Source organism: Pseudomonas sp. KK18, from assembly GCF_037094675.1.
Classification (GTDB): Bacteria; Pseudomonadota; Gammaproteobacteria; order Pseudomonadales; family Pseudomonadaceae; genus Aquipseudomonas.
Map to the genome: position 1 here is coordinate 2,547,148 of NZ_CP146605.1, position 18,867 is coordinate 2,566,014.

At 63.4% G+C, this 18,867-nt stretch carries 14 protein-coding genes; 6 read left to right on the plus strand and 8 right to left on the minus strand.

All coding sequences use genetic code 11. From position 1 onward, the window contains the following. Positions 1-25: 25 nt before the first annotated feature. From pcaF to paaF, 5 genes are read right to left on the minus strand one after another with little or no spacing between them, the layout of a single operon-like run. Positions 26-1,231 (minus strand): 3-oxoadipyl-CoA thiolase, encoded by a 1,206-nt coding sequence (gene pcaF / locus V6607_RS11725; RefSeq protein ID WP_338743918.1) that lies wholly within the window; start codon positions 1,229-1,231, stop codon positions 26-28. After that, positions 1,228-1,674, minus strand: a complete 447-nt coding sequence (gene paaI, locus V6607_RS11730) for a hydroxyphenylacetyl-CoA thioesterase PaaI (protein WP_338743919.1) — start codon at positions 1,672-1,674, stop codon at positions 1,228-1,230. Before paaI ends, pcaF begins: the two co-directional genes overlap by 4 nt. Then, positions 1,667-3,184, minus strand: a complete 1,518-nt coding sequence (gene paaH, locus V6607_RS11735) for a 3-hydroxyacyl-CoA dehydrogenase PaaH (RefSeq protein ID WP_338743920.1) — start codon at positions 3,182-3,184, stop codon at positions 1,667-1,669. The genes paaI and paaH overlap by 8 nt, the downstream gene beginning before the upstream one ends. A gap of 2 nt (positions 3,185-3,186) precedes the next feature. Continuing rightward, positions 3,187-3,978 carry a 2-(1,2-epoxy-1,2-dihydrophenyl)acetyl-CoA isomerase PaaG gene (gene paaG / locus V6607_RS11740; RefSeq protein ID WP_338743921.1) on the minus strand — a complete coding sequence of 264 codons (792 nt, stop codon included), beginning with the start codon at positions 3,976-3,978 and terminating at the stop codon, positions 3,187-3,189. A 33-nt stretch (positions 3,979-4,011) separates the two neighbouring features. Then, on the minus strand, positions 4,012-4,782 hold the full coding sequence (gene paaF / locus V6607_RS11745) for a 2,3-dehydroadipyl-CoA hydratase PaaF (RefSeq protein WP_338743922.1): 771 nt from the start codon (positions 4,780-4,782) through the stop codon (positions 4,012-4,014). A gap of 238 nt (positions 4,783-5,020) precedes the next feature. On the opposite strand from paaF, the gene V6607_RS11750 reads away from it, so the two are divergent. The 3 genes from V6607_RS11750 to V6607_RS11760 all read left to right on the plus strand — a co-directional run bounded on the left by V6607_RS11750 (position 5,021) and on the right by V6607_RS11760 (position 10,161). Further along, a complete protein-coding gene (locus tag V6607_RS11750) occupies positions 5,021-6,520 on the plus strand; it encodes an aldehyde dehydrogenase family protein (RefSeq protein ID WP_338743923.1) in 1,500 nt (499 codons plus the stop codon). A gap of 81 nt (positions 6,521-6,601) precedes the next feature. Then, positions 6,602-8,785: a PQQ-dependent dehydrogenase, methanol/ethanol family gene (locus V6607_RS11755; protein ID WP_338743924.1), complete on the plus strand. Its 2,184-nt coding sequence runs from the start codon at positions 6,602-6,604 to the stop codon at positions 8,783-8,785. Between the two features lie 14 nt (positions 8,786-8,799). Next, entirely contained in the window at positions 8,800-10,161 is a 1,362-nt protein-coding gene (locus V6607_RS11760) for a cytochrome c (protein WP_338743925.1), read from the plus strand. 123 nt (positions 10,162-10,284) lie between these two features. Here V6607_RS11760 and feaR read toward each other — a convergent pair whose 3' ends face one another. Then, complete coding sequence (gene feaR, locus V6607_RS11765; RefSeq protein WP_338743927.1) at positions 10,285-11,199, minus strand: transcriptional regulator FeaR; 915 nt, start codon at positions 11,197-11,199, stop codon at positions 10,285-10,287. A 438-nt stretch (positions 11,200-11,637) separates the two neighbouring features. On the opposite strand from feaR, the gene paaY reads away from it, so the two are divergent. Both paaY and paaX read left to right on the plus strand, forming a co-directional pair. After that, positions 11,638-12,234 (plus strand): phenylacetic acid degradation protein PaaY, encoded by a 597-nt coding sequence (paaY, locus tag V6607_RS11770; RefSeq protein WP_338743928.1) that lies wholly within the window; start codon positions 11,638-11,640, stop codon positions 12,232-12,234. 63 nt (positions 12,235-12,297) lie between these two features. Next, a complete protein-coding gene (gene paaX, locus V6607_RS11775; RefSeq protein WP_338743929.1) occupies positions 12,298-13,227 on the plus strand; it encodes a phenylacetic acid degradation operon negative regulatory protein PaaX in 930 nt (309 codons plus the stop codon). Positions 13,228-13,301: 74 nt separating this feature from the next. Here paaX and tynA read toward each other — a convergent pair whose 3' ends face one another. Continuing rightward, entirely contained in the window at positions 13,302-15,572 is a 2,271-nt protein-coding gene (gene tynA / locus V6607_RS11780; protein ID WP_338743930.1) for a primary-amine oxidase, read from the minus strand. Positions 15,573-15,940: 368 nt separating this feature from the next. Between tynA and V6607_RS11785 the strand changes: the two genes are divergently transcribed. Then, positions 15,941-16,843, plus strand: coding sequence for a helix-turn-helix domain-containing protein (locus V6607_RS11785; RefSeq protein ID WP_338743931.1), 903 nt, complete (start codon positions 15,941-15,943; stop codon positions 16,841-16,843). A gap of 317 nt (positions 16,844-17,160) precedes the next feature. On the opposite strand, the gene V6607_RS11790 is transcribed toward V6607_RS11785, so the two are convergent. Then, positions 17,161-18,561: a tyrosine-type recombinase/integrase gene (locus V6607_RS11790; RefSeq protein WP_338743932.1), complete on the minus strand. Its 1,401-nt coding sequence runs from the start codon at positions 18,559-18,561 to the stop codon at positions 17,161-17,163. Positions 18,562-18,867 lie beyond the last annotated feature (306 nt).

An 18,867-nucleotide genomic window follows, 5' to 3' on the forward strand; every position in this document is an offset into this window, starting at 1 on the left:
TTGTTCGGAGCACGCAGTGTTGCAGTCAGATTCGTTCGATGATCAGGGCGATGCCCTGGCCGACGCCGATGCACATGGTGCATAAAGCGTAGCGGCCCTGTATTGCTTCCAACTGGTGCAGGGCGGTGGTTACCAGCCGCGCGCCGCTCATGCCCAGCGGGTGGCCGAGCGCGATGGCACCGCCGTTGGGGTTGACCCGCGGATCGTCGTCGGCCAGGCCCAGTTCGCGCAGCACGGCCAGGCCTTGGGCGGCGAAGGCTTCGTTGAGCTCGATCACGGCCATGTCCGTCAGGCTCAGGTTAGCCAGTTCCAGCACCTTGCGCGTGGCCGGCACCGGGCCGATGCCCATGATGCGCGGCTCGACGCCGGCGGTGGCCATGGCCAACACTCGGCCACGGGCCTTGAGGCCGTAGCGCTGGGCCACTTCCGGGCTGGCCAGCAGCAAGGCGCAGGCGCCGTCGTTGACGCCCGAGGCATTGCCCGCAGTGACGCTACCGTTGGCGCGGAATGGTGTGCCAAGTTTCTGCAACTGCGCGAGGGTGGTGTCGGCGCGCGGGTGTTCATCCTGCTCGACGCGCACAGGGTTGCCTTTGCGTTGCGGGATCAGCACCGGGACGATTTCTTTCGCCAGGCGCCCGTTGGCCTGGGCCGCTGCGGCGCGCTGCTGGCTGCGCAGGGCAAAGGCGTCTTGGTCGGCGCGGGAAATGTTGAACTGGGTGGCGACGTTTTCGGCGGTCTCGGGCATCGAGTCGATGCCGTATTGTGCCTTCATCAGCGGGTTGATGAAGCGCCAACCAATGGTGGTGTCGTACAGTTCGGCCTGGCGCGAGAAGGCGGTTTCAGCCTTGCCCATCACCAGCGGCGCGCGCGACATGGATTCCACCCCACCCACTAGCATCAGCCCGGTCTCGCCGCTGCGAATGGCCCGCGCGGCGCTGCCCACCGCATCCAGGCCTGAGCCGCACAGGCGGTTCAGGGTGGTGCCGGGTACGCTGACCGGCAGCCCGGCCAACAGCGCTGACATGCGTGCGACATTGCGGTTGTCTTCGCCAGCCTGGTTGGCGCAGCCGTAGAACACGTCGTCGACCTCGCTCCAGTCCACCTGTGGGTGGCGTTCGAGGAGCGCGCGCAGAGGAATGGCGCCGAGGTCGTCGGCGCGCACGCTGGACAGGGCGCCCGCGTAACGGCCAATGGGGGTGCGCACGGCGTCGATGATGAGGGCGTCTTTCATGTCGGGGTCTCCTGCGCCAGCACGGTGCCGCGCACTTTGTAGGATTTGCCATGGAATAGGGCGATCAACTGGCCCTGCTGGTTTTCGATGCGCACGTCGTAGTTGCCGGTGCGGCCGCTGCGGCTTTGCTCGCTGCATTGGGCGCTGAGCACATCGCCTTCGAAGGCGGGGGCCACATAGTCGATGCTGCAGCCCTGGGCCACGGTGGCGTCGTTGTAGGTGTTGCAGGCCATGGCGAAGGCCGAATCCGCCAAGGCGAACAGAAAGCCGCCGTGGCAGGTACCGTGGCCTTGCAGCATGTCGGTGCGCACGGGCATCCGCATGTGGGCGCGGCCGGGGCCGGCTTCCAGCAGTTGCATGCCCAGGGCCAGGCTGGCGTTGTCGCGGGCCATCAGCGCCTGGGCGCAGCGTTCGGCGAGTTGCTGGGCAGGGAGGTCATTCATGCAGGCTTCTCCCTTCGGCCAGGCGCCGGCGCAGCAGCAGCGAAGGGCGGTAGCGTGCTTCGCCGTAGGCGGCCTGGAGGTTGTGCAGGGTGTGCACCACGGTCGCCAGGCCCAGGGCGTCGGCCCAGGCCAGTGGGCCTCTGGGGTAGTTGACCCCGGCGCACATCGCCAGGTCGATGTCGGCTGGGCTGGCGACGCCTTGCAGCACGGCATCGGCGGCTTCGTTGGCGAGCATGGCGACGGTCCGCAGCACCAGCAGCGCTGGGGTGTCGCTCAATGGCGTGACGTGCAGGCCGGCTTGACTGAGCACGGCCACCACCTGGTCGATGGCTGACTGGCTGCAGTCCGCGGCCCAGCTGAGGCCGACACGGGTGGCGCTGGTGTAGTCGAGGGCCAGGTCGAGCAGCAGCAAATTGTCGAGGCCTTCGTCGCGGGCGCGTTGGGCGGCGAGGCGGCCATCGCTGAGGGCCAGGGTGGCGTCGCCGATGCGCAGCAGGCCGGCGCCGGGGCGCTGAATCACTGTGATGCCCCTTGCTTCGAAGCGTTGCAGCAGAGGCTTGAGCAGAGCGCCCACGCCCTCGGCCACCACTGGCTCAATGGCGCTGGTGCTGGTCAAACGGGCCGGCTGTGTTTTTGCTGCCGCCTCGCGGTAATCGTAGAAGCCCTGACCGCTCTTGCGCCCCAGGCGCCCAGCATCCACCAGTTCCTTCTGAAGCAACGACGGCTGAAAGCGCATGTCGTGGTAGTAGGCGTCGAACACCGAGCAGGTCACTGCGTAGTTCACGTCGTGGCCAATCAGGTCGGTGAGCTCGAACGCGCCCATGCGAAAGCCGCCGGCGTCGCGCATCAGGGCATCGAGGCTGGCGCAATCGGCGGCGCCTTCCTGTAGCAGTCGCAAGCTCTCCGCGTAAAACGGACGGGCGACGCGGTTGACGATAAAGCCCGGCGTCGAGCGGGTGTGCACTGGCTTCTTGCCCCAAGCCTTGGCGGTGTTGTACAAGGCTGCGGCAACTGAAGCCGAGGTCGCCAGGCCGCTGACCACTTCCACCAGCGCCATCACTGGCGCCGGGTTGAAGAAGTGCAGCCCGGCCATGCGCTCGGGGCGCTGCAGTTCGGCGGCCAGGGTGGTGATCGACAGCGACGAGGTGTTGCTGGCAAGGATGCAATCCGGCCGACACAGCGCTTCCAGCGCGGCGAACAGCTCACGCTTGACGGCCAGGTTCTCGACGATGGCCTCAATGATCAGCCCGCAATCGGCCAGGCCTTCGAGGCTCGCGCAGGGCTGCAGCCGGGCGATGCAGGCGGCGTGCTGATGGGGCGCCAACTTGCCAGCCGCGACGCGCTTGGCCAGCTGGCTGTCGATGTTGGCGATCGCCTGTTCGGCTGCACCGCTGCGGCTGTCGTGCAGCAGCACCCCATGGCCCGCCTGGGCCGCGACCTGGGCGATGCCCGCGCCCATGGCCCCAGCGCCGATTACCGCGACGGTGGTTTGCGTGGTCAATGCGCTCATGCTCAATGCCCCTTGAACACAGGTGTGCGTTTTTCCATAAAGGCGGCGACGCCTTCGCGGTAGTCATCGCTGCGCCCGGCCAGGCGTTGCAGGTCGCGCTCGAGGTCCAGCTGCTGATCGAAGCTGTTGTCGAAACTGGCATTCAGCGCGCGCTTGATCAGCGCCAGGCCGGCGGTAGGCTGGGTGGCCAGTTGGCGGGCCAGCTGCAGCGCGGTTTCACGCAGGGCTTCATCGTCCACGCATTGATAGATCAACCCCCATTGCACAGCCTGCTCGGCGCTCAGACGGTCGCCCAGCAGCGCCAGGGCCTTGGCCCTCGCCATGCCCACCAAGCGTGGCAGCGCCCAGGTGCCGCCGGAATCCGGCACAAGCCCGAGCTTGCAGAAGGCCTGAATGAATTTCGCCGAGCGCGCCGCCAGCACCAGGTCGCATGCCAGCGGAATATTCGCGCCGGCACCCGCGGCCACGCCGTTGACGGCGCAGATGACTGGCATCGGCAGCTCGCGCAACGCCCGCACCAGCGGGTTGTAGAATTTCTCGATGGAGGCACCCAGGTCGGGCATCTGCGCACCGGGCGCCACGTTGCGGTCGGCGAGGTCCTGGCCGGCGCAGAAGCCGCGGCCTTCGCCGGTCAGCAACAGCACGCGCACGTCGCTGCGCTGGCGCACCTGCTTGAGGGCTTCGCGAACTTCGCCGTGCATCTGCGCGTTGAAGCTATTGAGTTGCTCGGGCCGGTTGAGGCTCAACAGCGCCACGCCCTGATCGATGGAAAACAGGATGGTCTCGAATTGCATGATGGCAGCAGCCCTCTGGCAGTAATGGTCGGGTCAGGCCCCGGTGAACCGTGGCTGGCGTTTTTGTTGGAAGGCGGCGATGCCTTCGGCGCGGTCCTGGGTACCGGCCAGAAGGGTAAAAGCGTGGCGCTCGAAGCGCAGGCCGCTGGCCAGGTCGGTGTCCTGGGCCTTGAGCAGCGCTTCCTTGGCCAGGCGTACCGCCAGCGGCGCCTTGGCGGCGATGCGCTGGGCGATGGCCAAGGCGCGCTCGACCGTCAGCTCTGGCTCGGTGACCTCACTCACCAGCCCGGCCTGCTGAGCCTGGCGGGCGTCGATCGGCTCGCCGGTGAGCACCATCTGCATGGCCATGGACTTGCCCACGGCGCGCAACAGGCGTTGGGTACCACCGGCGCCGGGCATGATCCCGAGGTTGATTTCTGGCTGGCCGAAGCGTGCGTCGCTGCCGGCGATGAGGATGTCGGCGTGCATCGCCAGCTCACAGCCGCCGCCCAAGGCATAGCCGTTGACGGCGGCGACCAAGGGTTTGCTGAAGGCGGTGATGCGCTGCCAGGCGGCCAGGCGCGGGTCGTTGAGGATGCCCACCAGGTCGCGCTCGGCCATCTCGTTGATGTCGGCGCCGGCGGCGAAGGCCTTGCGGCTGCCGGTGATGACCACCACGCGGGTGGCCGAGTCGGCCTCGGCGATGCCCAGTTGCTCGGCCAGTTCGCTCAACAGCTGGGTGTTGAGCGCATTCAGGGCCTCGGGGCGCTGGAGGGTGATCAAGCGTACTTGTTCAAGTACCTCGACCGTTAACAGCTGCGGCATGGCGCGGGTCCTCATGGAGCGGGCTCGGCATCGGGGCGAGCTCATTGTTGGAGTGGCTGGGGTGGCCTTTGCGATGAAGTATAGTCATAAAGCGATACGGAAAAACAATATAAAAAATTAAAATAGTGTCTCTATCTGCGGAGTGGCACGGCCAGCAAGGTGACTGGCGCGCAGGCAAAAGTGCGCCAGTGACGGATTAGATAAGCTCTGGCCATTCACTCTCCGAAGGAAAACAACAATGAGCACGCAGATAGTCAAAACCCTGGACAGCGTGAGCGCCTTTCTCAAGCGCAGCCACGGCCTGTATATCGATGGCGGCTGGGTGGCTTCGCAAGCCGCAGGCAGCCTGCCGGTGTACGATCCCGCCAGCGGCGAGCGGATCGCCACCACCGCCGATGCCAGCGCTGAAGATGTTGACCGTGCGGTGCGCTCCGCCCATCGGGCCTTCACCAGTGGTGTGTGGTCACGGCGCCTGCCGGCCGAGCGCGAGCGCATCCTGCTGCGCTACGCCGACCTGCTGGAGCAGCACGGCGAAGAGCTGGCGCAGCTGGAAACCCTGGAGCAGGGCAAGTCGATCAATATCGCCCGCGCCTTCGAAGTGGGCAGCACGCTGAACTGGATGCGCTACACCGCCGGCCTGGCGACCAAGATCAGCGGCCGCACCTTCGACCTCTCGATCCCGGTGCCCGAGGGCGCGCGCTACACCGCCTATACCCGCAAGGAGCCGATCGGCGTGGTGGCGGGCATCGTGCCGTGGAACTTCCCGCTGATGATAGGGATGTGGAAGGTCATGCCAGCGCTGGCGGCCGGTTGCTCTATCGTGATCAAGCCCTCGGAGATCACACCACTGACCCTGATGCGCATGGCCGAGTTGGCCACCGACGCCGGCGTGCCTCCAGGCGTGTTCAACCTGGTGACCGGTAGCGGCCAGGTCTGCGGCCAGGCCCTGACCAGCCACCCACTGGTGAGCAAGATCAGCTTCACCGGCTCCACGGCCACCGGCAAGGGCATCGCCCGCAGCGCCGCCGACCGTCTGACGCGCATCAGCCTAGAGTTGGGCGGCAAGAACCCAGCCATCGTGCTCAAGGACGCCGACCCCCAGCAGGTGGTCGAAGGCCTGTTGCTGGGCAGCTTTCTCAACCAGGGCCAGGTGTGCGCGGCCAGTTCGCGGATCTATATCGAGGCGCCGATCTACGACAGCCTGGTCGCGCAGTTCGAAAGCGCGGTCAAGGGCATGAGCGTGGGGCAGGGCATGGACCCGACCACGCAGATCAACCCGGTCGCTTCCAAGGCTCAGCAGCTGAAGATTCAAGGCTTTCTGACCAACGCCCGCGAGCACAACGCCGAGCTCATCAGCGGTGCCTCCGGCCCCGATCCGCAGGGCTACTACATCGCCCCGACCCTGGTGCTGAACCCCGACGAGGCGCTGCACCTGACCCGCGAAGAAGTGTTCGGCCCGGTGCTCAGCCTGACCCGCGTCGCCGACGCCGAAGAGGCCCTGGCGCTGGCCAACGACTCTGACTACGGCCTGACTGCCAGCCTGTGGACGACCAATTTGGCGGCGGCCATGAACCTCACTCCGCGCATCGAAGCCGGTACGGTATGGGTCAACAGCCACACCCTGATCGACGCTAATATGCCGTTCGGCGGCTTCAAGCAATCCGGTACCGGGCGTGATTTTGGCGTGGATTGGCTGGATGCGTTTACCGAAACCAAGTCGGTGTGTATTCGCCACTGAAGCGACTGAATACCGTTGCACCGGCCAGGGTCCGATGCGCTGGCCGTCTAATAAAAACAAGACGATTGCCTGGACATCACCATGAAGCTTTTGAAGCCCCTTACTGCCATGGCGGCCTGGCTGTTATCAGGCCTGGTGCTGGCCACGCCCGCCACCGAAAATACCGGCCAGGCAATCATCGACGCCGACCAGCACCCGGAAAACTGGCTGAGCTACGGCCGCACCTATTCTGAACAACGCTACAGCCCGCTGGAGCAGATCAACACCGGCAACGTCAAGAATCTGAAGATCGCCTGGTACTACGACATGGACACCAACCGCGGCCAGGAAGGCACGCCGCTGGTGGTCGATGGGGTGATGTACGCCACCACCAACTGGAGCAAGGTCAAGGCCTTCGAGGCGGCGACCGGCAAGCTGCTGTGGGAGTTCGATCCCAAGGTGCCGGGCGACGTGGCCGTGCGCGGTTGCTGTGACACCGTCAACCGTGGCGCCGCCTACTGGAATGGCAAGGTCATCGTCGGCACCTTCGACGCCCGCCTGATCGCCCTCGACGCCAAGACCGGCAATGTCGAGTGGAGCGTCGACACCGTGCCCAAGGACGCCGCCCTCGGCAAGATCCGCAGCTACACCATCGACGCCGCACCGCGGGTCGCCAAAGGTGTGGTGATCATCGGCAACGGCGGCGCCGAGTTCGGCGCCCGGGGCTTCATCTCCGGTTTCGACGCCAATACCGGTGCGCTCAAGTGGCGCTTCTATACCGTGCCCTCGCCAGACAATCAGCCTGACCACCAGCCTTCCGATAAGCCTCTTTCCGAACTCGCGTACAAGACCTGGGGCCCCAACGGCACCTGGCGCGAATCTGGTGGCGGCGGCACCGTGTGGGATTCGGTGACCTACGACCCGGTCACCGACCTGCTGTATATCGGCGTCGGCAACGGCTCGCCCTGGAACTACAAGCTGCGCTCCGAAGGGGTGGGCGATAACCTGTTCCTGGGCAGCATCGTCGCCGTGCGCCCGGAGACCGGCGAATACGTGTGGCACTTCCAGGAAACCCCGCAGGACCAGTGGGACTACACCTCCACCCAGCACATCATGACCGCCGACATCGAGGTCAACGGCAAGCCGCGGCACGTGATCCTGCACGCGCCGAAGAACGGCTTCTTCTACGTGCTTGACGCGGCGACGGGCGAATTCCTGTCCGGCAAGCCCTACGTGACCGTCAACTGGGCCACCGGGCTGGACCCGAAAACCGGGCGGCCGAATATCGTCGACGGCGCGCTGTATTCGCTGACCGGCCAGCCGTGGCTGGGGCTGCCCGGCGACCTCGGCGGGCACAACTGGCAGCCCATGGCGTACAGCCCGAAAACCAATCTGGTGTATATCCCGGCGCAGCAAATCCCCTTCGGCTATGTGCCCAGCGACAACCCGCAACTGCACCAGGTGGGCCTGAACCTGGGTCTGGACATGGCCAAGATCGGCCTGCCCGACGACCCCAAGGTCAAGACCGAGGTGGCCAAGGTGCTGCAGGGCTGGCTGCTGGCGTGGGACCCGGTCAAGCAAAGGGAGGTGTTCCGCGTCGACCACAAAGGCCCTTGGAATGGAGGGGTACTGGCCACTGGCGGCGATCTGGTGTTCCAAGGCCTCGCGACCGGGGATTTCGGCGCCTACGACGCGCGCACCGGTGAACGCCTGTTCGGCGAGTCGCTGCAAAGCGCGGTCATGGCGCCGCCGATCAGCTACGCGGTAAACGGCAAGCAGTACATCGCCGTGGAAGTCGGCTGGGGCGGCATCTATCCGCTGCTGATGGGCGGCATCGCCCGTACCGCCGGCTACACCACCAACAAGTCGCGCATCGTGGTGTTTTCCCTGGACGGTGACAAGACGCTGCCGCCGTTGGTGGACAAGGGCTTCATGCCGGTCAAGCCGCCGGCCCAGTTCGATGAGGCGCAAGCGGGGCCGGGTTATGGCCGCTACATGCAGTTCTGCGCCGCCTGCCATGGCGACAACGGCGAGTCGGGCGGCGTGTTGCCAGACCTGCGCTGGTCGGGCGCGTTGCACAGCGCTGATGCCTTCGATCGCGTGGTCGGCAAGGGCGCGCTCACGGCCTATGGCATGGATGCGTTCCAGCAGGCGATGTCGGCCCACGAGATCGAGTCGGTGCGCCAGTTCCTGCTCAAGCGCGCCAATGCTACCTACGAACGCGAGATGAAGGCGCGGGACAACCCCTCGGGCATTCCGGACAACACCGGGCCGGTGTTCAAATGAAGGGGGTATCGCGTATGAAGACGCCGTTTCTATTGAGCGTTGGGCTGGCTGTGGTTGCCAACGCCAGTGCGGCATCGGTCGATGACGGCGCCACGGGCATGAGCAAGGGCCAGTACCTGTCGCGCCTGGGCGATTGCGCCGCCTGCCACACGGCCATCAAGGGCCCGCTGTACGCCGGCGGCCTGGCGATCGAGGCGCCGGTCGGGACCATATTTTCCAGCAATATTACCCCGGACAAGGCCACCGGCATCGGCAACTACTCCCTGGAAGATTTCCAGCAGGCCGTGCGCCATGGCATTCGCCAGGACGGCAGCACGCTGTACCCGGCCATGCCGTATCCGTCGTACTCGCTCATGAGCGATGGGGATATCGCCGCGCTGTATGACTACTTCATGCATGAAGTACCGGCCGTGGCGGCGCCGAATCGCAGCGCCGACATTCCCTGGCCGCTGTCGATGCGCTGGCCGTTGGCGCTGTGGCGCAAGCTGTTCGCGCCCACCCCTGCGCCGTTTTCGGGGGCGCCCGTCAAGGATGCGCAACTGGCCCGCGGCGCTTATATCGTCGAAGGGCCGGGGCATTGCGGCTCGTGCCATACGGCGCGGGGCATGGCCATGCAGGAGCTGGCGTTGAGTGATCGCGACGGCAAGGCGTATCTGGCGGGCGGCTCGATCATCGACGGTTGGTCGGTGCCCAACTTGCGCGGCAATGCGCGGGGCGGTTTGGGCAACTGGAGCGAAGAGGATCTGGTGCTGTTCCTCAAGACCGGGCGCACCGACCATACCGCGGCGTTCGGCGGCATGAGCGATGTGATCGCCTGGAGTACCCAGTATCTAAACGACTACGACCTGCAAGCGGTGGCGCGTTATCTCAAGACGCTGCCGGCCGACGGCCCGTTGCCCGCGGTTCGGGCGCCGGTCGCGGCGGTGGCGGGGCTACCGGGGCACAAGGCTTATCAGGACAATTGTGCGCTGTGCCACGGCGCCGACGGGCAGGGGATTGTGCGGATGTTTCCGCCGTTGGCGGGCAATGCGATGATCATTGCCGACCAGCCGCAGTCGCTGCTGAAGATCATCCTCGACGGCGCGCAATTGCCGCCCAGCCACTGGGCGCCGTCGACGGTGCAGATGCCGGGGTACCGCGGGCAGCTGGGTGATCAGCAGGTGGCGGATATCGCCAACTATGTGCGCCAGGCGTGGGATAACCATGCTGCGCCGAATGTAGCCGCCAAGGATGTGGCGGCGGTGAAGGCGGGGAGTGATATCGAGATCGGCAAGACGCGTAGCGATATTGGCTGGCAGACGATGCGGGCGCAGCCGTATGGGCCGAACTGGACGTTTTCGATGCAGTCCCATGAGCGCCGGGATGCCGCGCAGTAGCCCTAGGCAAGCCGCACCGGCCTCATCGCGGGCCACGCCCGCTCCCACATGGGCCCGGGCGCGGCGCCGCCCTGTGGGAGCCGGTAACGCCCGCGATGGGGCCCTCAAGAACCCGACATTCACTCAATGGCAACGCTTGCGATACTCGCTCGGCGACACCCCGAACCGCGCCTTGAACGCCGTGGTGAAATAGCTGCTGTTGCTGAACCCCCAGCTATACCCGACCACTGCGAGCTTCTCGCCACCGCCACCCTGGCGCAACGCCTGGGCGCATAGGTCCAGGCGCCGATGCTTGATGTATTGCGCCACCACCAAGCCATGCTTGGCGAAAATACGATACAGCCCACGCATCGAAACCCCAATCTCCTGTGCCACGAATTCCGGGCTCAGCTCAGCCTCGCGAATATGCCGCTCAATCAACTCCAGCCCTTTGCGGAAAATGCGCTCGTGTGGGTCGACTTGCTGAGGGCTGGCATCCAGCGCCGGGCGCAATAGGTTCAACGTGGATTCCAGCACCGCTTCACTCTCCGGCACCGACAGCTCGCCCTGTGCCCGAGTCGCCAGCAGCAACTGCGCCGCCAGGCCCGCCACCGCCATCCCGGCGGCGATCTTGTGGCCGCCGGCGATGCGCCGGTGGGGCAGGGTATGGCCCACCAGGTCATAGGGCAGGATCAGTGACAGCTGGCGGGAAGCATCGCTGTAGGTGAAAGCACTGGGGCGGGCGTTGTCGATGAACATGATTTCGCCAACGCTCAAGGTTTCCCGGGCTTCGCCCTGGGCCATGCAGGCGCTGCCGGCCAACTGGAACACGGCGTAGTAATGATGGCTGCTGACCTGCGCCACTTCGCGCTGCTGGCGGCGCAGGCACAGGTGGCTGGCGTCTACCACGCTCATCTTCAGCGCGCCTTGGCAATATTCCTCGATGCGGGCACTGAAGTTCGGCGCGCTGGCCTCCCCGTCGAAGGCGCCGCAGATCTGGTTGATGTCGGATAACCAGCCGGCGAAGCTCTCGCGTTGGCTGCGGTTCAGGTCACTCATGGTCGCACCTCATCCATTGTTCTAATTGTCATGAGTCGCACAGGCGTGGCTGCGCAGGGCGGTTTGTCGATAATAGCGTCGAATGTTCATTTTGTGTATCGCTTGTGAGGGCCGCAGTCAGGCACGCGTTCTAAACCATCTGGCAGCGCCACGACGCAAGCGGCGCTGGCGTTTTGATTTAATCCCGGCAACTGGCTCGCGCCTGCCCTGGGTTTTTCCGCGGCCACCATGCTCGGCAAGCAGCGGCAGCTGATGGGGCAATACTAGCGTGACGTGACAGTGCGTTCGGGGCCCATGACCGAGCATTACATTCAGTTCCGCCTGGCGTACATTTACTGACGGGTGCTGGGCAGGGGCGGTTTTATATGTTACAAAAAAATAAATAACCATAAATTCGGCGTGCCATAAGGGGTACGCCCCTGCCGGAGCCACCGCCCCATGCCATGTTACCGCCTCAACGGCATGACCCCCGTCATCGACCCCAGCGCCTACGTCCACCCCACCGCCGTACTGATCGGCGACGTGATCATCGGCCCCCATTGTTATGTCGGCCCCTTGGCCAGCCTGCGTGGCGACTTCGGCCGCATCGTCCTGGAAGAGGGCGCCAACCTGCAGGACACCTGCGTGATGCACGGCTTTCCCGACAGCGACACGGTGATCGAGCGCAACGGCCACATCGGCCACGGCGCCGTGCTGCACGGCTGCCACATCGGCGCCGACGTGCTGGTGGGCATGAACGCGGTGGTGATGGACAACGCCCACATCGCCGAGCGCTGCTTCGTGTCGGCCACGGCCTTCGTCAAGGCCGGGTTCCGCTGCGCGCCGCAGTCGTTGATCATGGGCGCGCCGGCGGCGGTCAAGCGTGCCCTCAGCGACGACGAGGTGGCCTGGAAACTGGCCGGCACCCGCGAGTACCAGCAGCTGGCCCAGCGCTGCCTCCAAGACCTGCAGGAATGCCAGCCACTGCCCGCGGTCGAGGCCGACCGCCCGCGCCAGCGCGACTCCGGGCTGCGGCCCAAGCACAGCGGCGCTTGAACAGCACCTGTGCCTACAGCCACCAAGCAGGTATATTTCGGTTTTTCTTCGCACGGACAGCCAATGTCGTCCCTCACGCCGCTCGACGCCCTGATCGCCCGCTTCCAGGAACAGACCCCCATCCGCGCCAGCTCGCTGATCGTCACCTTGTACGGCGACGCCATCGAGCCCCACGGCGGCACGGTGTGGCTGGGCAGCCTGATTCGCCTGCTGGAGCCGATGGGCATCAACGAACGGTTGATCCGCACCTCGATATTTCGTCTCACCAAGGAAGACTGGCTGACCGCCGAGAAGGTCGGCCGCCGCAGCTATTACAGCCTCACGGCGGTCGGCCGGCGACGTTTCGACCAGGCCCTCAAGCGTGTCTACAGCTCCAACCTGCCGGCCTGGGATGGCAGCTGGTGCATGGTGCTGCTGACCCAGCTGTCGGCGGCCCAGCGCAAGTCGGTGCGCGAGGAGTTGGAGTGGCAGGGCTTTGGTGCGCTGTCGCCAACCTTGCTGGCCTGCCCGCGCAGCGACCGCGCCGATGTCAACGCCGCCCTCGGCGACCTCGGCGTGCTGGAAGACACCATCGTGTTCGCCACCCGCCCTGAGCCGGAAGCCACCTCCGCGGCGCTGCGCACGCAAGTGAAGGAGACTTGGAATATCGAAGCGCTGTCGGCCCATTACAGTGAGTTCATCCAGTTGTTCCGCCCGCTGTGGCAGGCCTTGCGCGAACGCGCCGAGCTGGACCCCGAAGAGTGCTTCCTGGCGCGCATGCTGTTGATTCATGAGTACCGCAAGCTGCTGCTGCGTGACCCGCAACTGCCCGACGAGCTGTTGCCCGCCGACTGGGAAGGCCGCGCCGCCCGGCAGCTGTGCCGCAATATCTACCGGCTGATCTACGCCCAGGCCGAGAAGTGGCTGGGCGTGACCATGGAAACCGCCGACGGGCCACTGCCAGACGCCGGCGAGAGTTTCTACCGGCGTTTTGGCGGCCTTCGAGATACCTGACTTCAGCCTACACGCCGAGCACTGTTGGAGCGGGCAATGCCCGCGATGAGGCCCTTGAGTCTGGCGCCGAGTTCTCAGGGTTTCGCGTTAAGGTTCAAAGTCGGCGTCTCATCAAAGAAGTTCCACGGCTTGAGCAGCACGTGCACCCATTCGGTCGGCATGATCGGCCATTCTTCCGCCCGTGCCACGTGAGTGGTGCCGGTGGTCAGCCACACCACATCATCGGTGTTCTCGATCGACTGGTTGTTCGCGGTGAACTGCCCCAGGCCACTGTCCGCCGCCGAGCGGTTCGGGTACTTGCCTTCCGGGTAGCGCTCCTGCGGGTCGTAGCGGGTCACCCAGAGCTGCTTGTCCATGAAGCTGAGGCGATGGTACAGACACTCGTCGCTGCCGAAATTGGCGCCCTTGGCCACCGGGTGGGTGCCCCCGGCATAGGGAATCAGCTGGTAGGAAACCGGGTAGCCCATCTTGTTTTCCTTACCCGGGTTGCTGATCAGGCGAATGGTCGCCGGGTCGAATTTCTGCGCCGCCTGCTGCTCGGTGCTTACCACCTGTTGGTCGATCTGCATGGTGCTGGTGCGCGGGCCGCCGCGGTCGTTCTTGGCCACCACCGGGTTGAGCTCGACCAGCGAGTTGTTCTCGCCGTCGACGTCCATGTCCAGGCGGAAGTTGTAGATGTGTTGGTGGGTGGTGCCGACGATGTTGTGGTCGATCAGCGTACCGTAGCGGGTATCCTCCTTGGCGGTGGCGTCGTGGATGGTGGTGGACTTCACGCCCTTGACCGCCTCGATACCCGTGGCGCCGGCGTCGATGCCGATCACGCCGTTTTCCTGGAATACCCAGTCGAAAATGTAATCGTAGTTGCCCACGGTGCTGATCCAGCGCACCACCAGCTCGCGGCGCTCGGTGCTGAGGTTCGGCTGGCCCATTTCCGCGTGCTTGTACTCGGGGCCGGCGTAGCGCTCGAAGATGGCCATCGCGCGCGGAATCTTGGTCGGCGCGCCAGTGTAGTCGGCGATGGTGGCGTCCAGCAGCACGGCGTTTTGCGGCGCGTCCTTGCCGGGCTGGATCGGCGAGGTGAGGGTGCCCATGCCGTAGTCGCCGGAGTCCAGGTAGGCCTTGAAGTACCAGCCGATGTCCGGGTCGCCGTAGGGCACGATCATGCCGCCAAGGTTGCCCTCGTACATGATCTTGCGCTTCTTGCCCTGGTCGTTGTAGGTCACGGTGGAGATCACCGGGCCGACGCGGGAGTCGAGGTGCAGGTGCAGGTCCCAGTTCTGCCAGTGGATGCTGTCACCGGTGATGGTGTAGTTCTTGCCTTCGGGCTCGGTGATGTCCAGCGGCTTGACCGTGGCGCCCTTGCGGCCGCGGCCGTCGTAGGGGGTGGGTTTCATCGGCACGGGAATCACGCCGGCGTCTTCGATCTTGAGGATCGATTTGGTTTCCAGGTCGACCACCGCCACCAGGTTTTCGATGGGGTGCGCCCAGTAGTTACCGTCGCCGACGTCGAGGTAGCTGACTATCTTGAGCAGGCGCTTGTCCTGGGTCAGGCCGTCCTTGCCGTCGAAATAGCCGACGGTGAGCGGCGTAGCGACCACTTTCTTGACGTCGGTGATGCCGCGCTTGGCCAGGGCCTGGGCGTATTCGGGGCTGGTTTCGATGACGTTCTGCACGGTGGCGAAGTCGTCCAGCAGGACCATGCCGTGGGCGTCCTTGATCGGCTCCCAGCTCAGCAGTTGCCTGCTCTTGAGGTCGACCACGGCCTCGATCACGTGCTTGCCGTCAAGCACCACCACATCGGCCTGGCGGGGCTGGCTGACGGGCTTGCCAGTGAAGACGAAGTCCCACACTTCGCTCTTTTTCGGCTCGCGCAGGGAGATCGCGGTATAGCGCAGGTTGCTCTTCGCATGCGCAGACGCCTGGACAGCGGCCACGGCGGTTTTTATTTCATCGGCGCTCAGGGCATTGAGCGGGTGCGGACGGGTTTCAACCACGAAAGTTTTATCCAGCCCCGATTGGAATACTTCGTTGATAAAGTCGTGGGACATGTACGCGGTATTCTTCTTGAACACCACAGGCACGCTCAATTCCAGGCGTTTGCCATTGAGCATGGCCACTTTGCTATTGGGCTTGACCTTGACGTAGGCGCCGTCCTTGGAAATAACGAAGACGTTGGCGTAGTCATCATATTTGACCGTGGCGCCGAAGTTTTCCAGGGTGCTTTGCAGCGGCACCATTTCTGCCGCGCCGCCATGGGCCTGGGCCTCAGGCGTGAGGCTGACGAGGGCCAACGCCAAGGCCAACGGGGCCATGGCGAAGCGCTGATGTTTGAAGATATTACCCATGAGTGTGTCCTTGAGTTCCCGGCCGAATGAGGTGGTTGTGTCTTCCGGTAACGGCTTGATACCGTTCTTTTACGGGTGTGCCAGGCAACTTTCTGTACGTGCCAAAGTTCGGCGGGTTGAACTGGCCTGCGGATTCACTCTACGGCCGGGAGCGAGCGGGTAATTAACACAAAGTGGCAATTGGTGAAGCCAGGGTTTGAATTGAATGCCTGTACTAGAGCGGTGCACGAAGTTGAGGCGGCGGTGCTGCAAATAAGGGCAAGATGAAGGTCATTTCAGGCAGGAAACGCGCACTGCACGACGGCATGACAGTTGCACACATTTTGTAACATCTGCTCATTCGCGAGCGCGCCCTGTCGAGACTTCGTATGCGCCAGTCCCTGCACACCACCGATATTTTCGAGCACGCCAACGCCTTGCCGGGCTGGCAGCAGCAGTACGACCAGCTCAGCAGCGGGCGGCTCGACGGCTGGCTGGACGTCGCCCAGGTGGATGAGGTGCAGCTGTTTCGCGAGCGCCTCAACCAGCAGGTGGTGCAGCGCATCAGCTTTCCGTGTGATGCGGTGAATATCCTGCTGCCGCTGGCGTGGCCGCAAGAGGATGAGCAGGGCGTAATCGTCCAGGGCCGCGCCACGGTGCTGCCGGCCATCGATGAGTATCGGGTGGTGACACCCTCCGGCATGGATGTGCTGTGCCTGTCGGTGCCGTTCGAGTCGCTGCGCGGGCTGTTGGACGAGGCGGTGCTCGCGGTGTTGATGGCATCGACCGTTTCGCGCCGGGTCTGCCTGCCGCCCGCGCGCCTGGCCAAGGATATTCGCGCGCTGCAGGTACTGATGGAGCTGGGCACCGGTTGGCAGACACTGCAGCTCAAGCGCAGCTTGACGATGCTGGTGGTCGAGTGGCTGGAGACCGCGGTCGACACCCGCCAGGCCCTGCCGCGGCCGAGCACCCGGGGCTATATCGTCGAGCGCTGCCACCAATGGCTGATGGAAGCCCCCGACGCGGCACCCAGCGTGCTGGACCTTTGCAAACGTCTGAAGGTCTCGCGGCGCACCTTGCAGTACAGCTTTCAGTCAGTGGCGGCGGTGACGCCGGTGCAATACCTGCGCTCGGTCCGCCTGAACGGCGCCCGTCGCGCCTTGAAGCAGAACCCCCAAGCGAATATCGCCGAAGTGGCGGAGCGCTGGGGCTTCGGCCATTCGAGCTATTTCACGCTGGAATATCAGAAGCTGTTTGATGAGCTGCCTTCGGCCTTATTGCAGAGGCGATGATCGAAGGGATTTGAGCAGTAGCTTAACCGAGCGCCGGAATGTTTGCCTGACTTCCCAAACCCACCGGATACGCCGTAAAGCCGAACAGCCCGATGGCGATGTTGACAAAGAATATGCGCAGGCGCTTTTAGGCATCTACTAATAGGCGATGGCACGGCTGAAGATACCGTTTGCGTCGTGGGCACAAAGCTTGGAAGGGAGAGCGGGTGGAATGGTAGTTAAAGTGGTACAGAATTGGTAAGTGGCATGCATTTCTTCTGTATTTTAACTTGTTACTCAGCTGGTTATAAGGGAGTTGGTCCCATCCATCGTCAACGCTATACATTCGCTGGGGGGGGCGTTTTGAGGATGGCTTCTATGCGCTCTCCAAGCAGCTTCCACGCGAGACTCTTCTCTTGCTGATAGTCGTGATGTAGATAATGTCGACGTACCTTGGACCCGCCTAGAACGTGATTCTGACAGCGGTCTATGATTTCAAGATTGACGCCTAGCATCTGCATCGTAGTGGCGCCGGTGCGGCGTAAATCATGAGGTGTCCATTCACCATTGATTCCTTTGCCAAGCACCAGTGAATCGTCATGATGACGCCCTGCCGGTGGCTTGGACCTGTTTTTGAACCGGCATTGGCGGTCTCCAATCAGTTTGCTGACCGTTTTTGTATCAACGTGATTTAGTTCATTTCGGCCCGGAAAGCAAAAATGAGTGTGTCCGGTTTCCACTTTCAGGCGTTTGAACTGGGCCATGCTAAAGCTTGAGAGAAAAACATGGTGATCCTGGCGCTTGCCTTTGCGTCCCTTCGTGGCTTCAGCTGGGATGAACCAGATGCCTTTATTCAAATCGATGTTGCGCCATTCGGCCTTCAGCAACTCGCCAATGCGACATAGGGTACTGAGGCAAATCCATACAGCGCATTGGACTCGAGGGTTGACCGGTCTAACTCCCGAATACTTCGCTCCACTTGCCAGCGATGCGTAGTCATGTTCAAGCTGATCGAACACCCCACGTAGCTCTCGGATCTCCCCTGGGGACAGTACACGATCTCGCTCTTCCTCATAGTCGTGATCCAGAAGCTGGCTTACATCCACTAAATCCGCAGGGTTGCCATCATTCATCAATGCTCGCCACGGTTTTCGCTTCTCAGCCCACCGGAGCATTTGCCCTATATCGTTGCTGCGAATGACAACCGCGCGATTGAGGCCACGTGATTTGATAGCTCGAAGTACGTCCAACAAATCTCGCTCTGTGAGTTCGCGCAAACGCCTGCTACCGATGAGCGGCAATACATCCTTATTGAAGCTGCGGCGAAGCTCGGCATTACCATCCTGGCGCGAAACTCCGTCACGCAGCCATTCACAGAACAGGTCGTTCACTGTCTTGTTTTCAACGGCCAGCCGGTCGGCCTCAGCAATTGTGGCGGCGATGGCATTCTGAGCTTCGATCTTCGCAGCTTTCCGACCTGCAGTTGGATCGATTCGCTTTGAAAGCATCGTCTTAAGCTCATCACGCTCAGCACGAATTACGCCAAGAGATTTCTTTGGCCACGTGCCCAGCCGATGGTCCCGTTTGGCGCCATCCCACTTGAATTCAAAACGGAATTGCACCGTGATGCCGCGCACACCGGCTCGAACCTTGGCGACAATGCCCCCATCCTCGCGGAGCGTTCTGCCATCATCTGCATCCGATAGTGCTTCCAGTTGCTTAATCGTGAGCTTTGCCACAGCCTACCCCTAGCATCAGTGGTTTCGCTGAATTTTGCCCCCACTTTTGCCCCACCGAAAGTACCGGCTGTCACCGTATGTCAATAGATCTTCTTGGACGCTATGAAGGAACCATGACGATGATTCCTAACGGTTTTATCCGTCTTTTGGATGCCTCCAGCATCCATCGCGTTCTGGTTGATAAAAGCATGGGGTGCTAGGGGTCGAGTGTTCGAATCACTCCGTCCCGACCATATATTTCAATGCATTAGCCTGGTTCGGTAACGACCAGGCTTTTTCATTTCTGTGATTTGGTCTTTCCGGTTG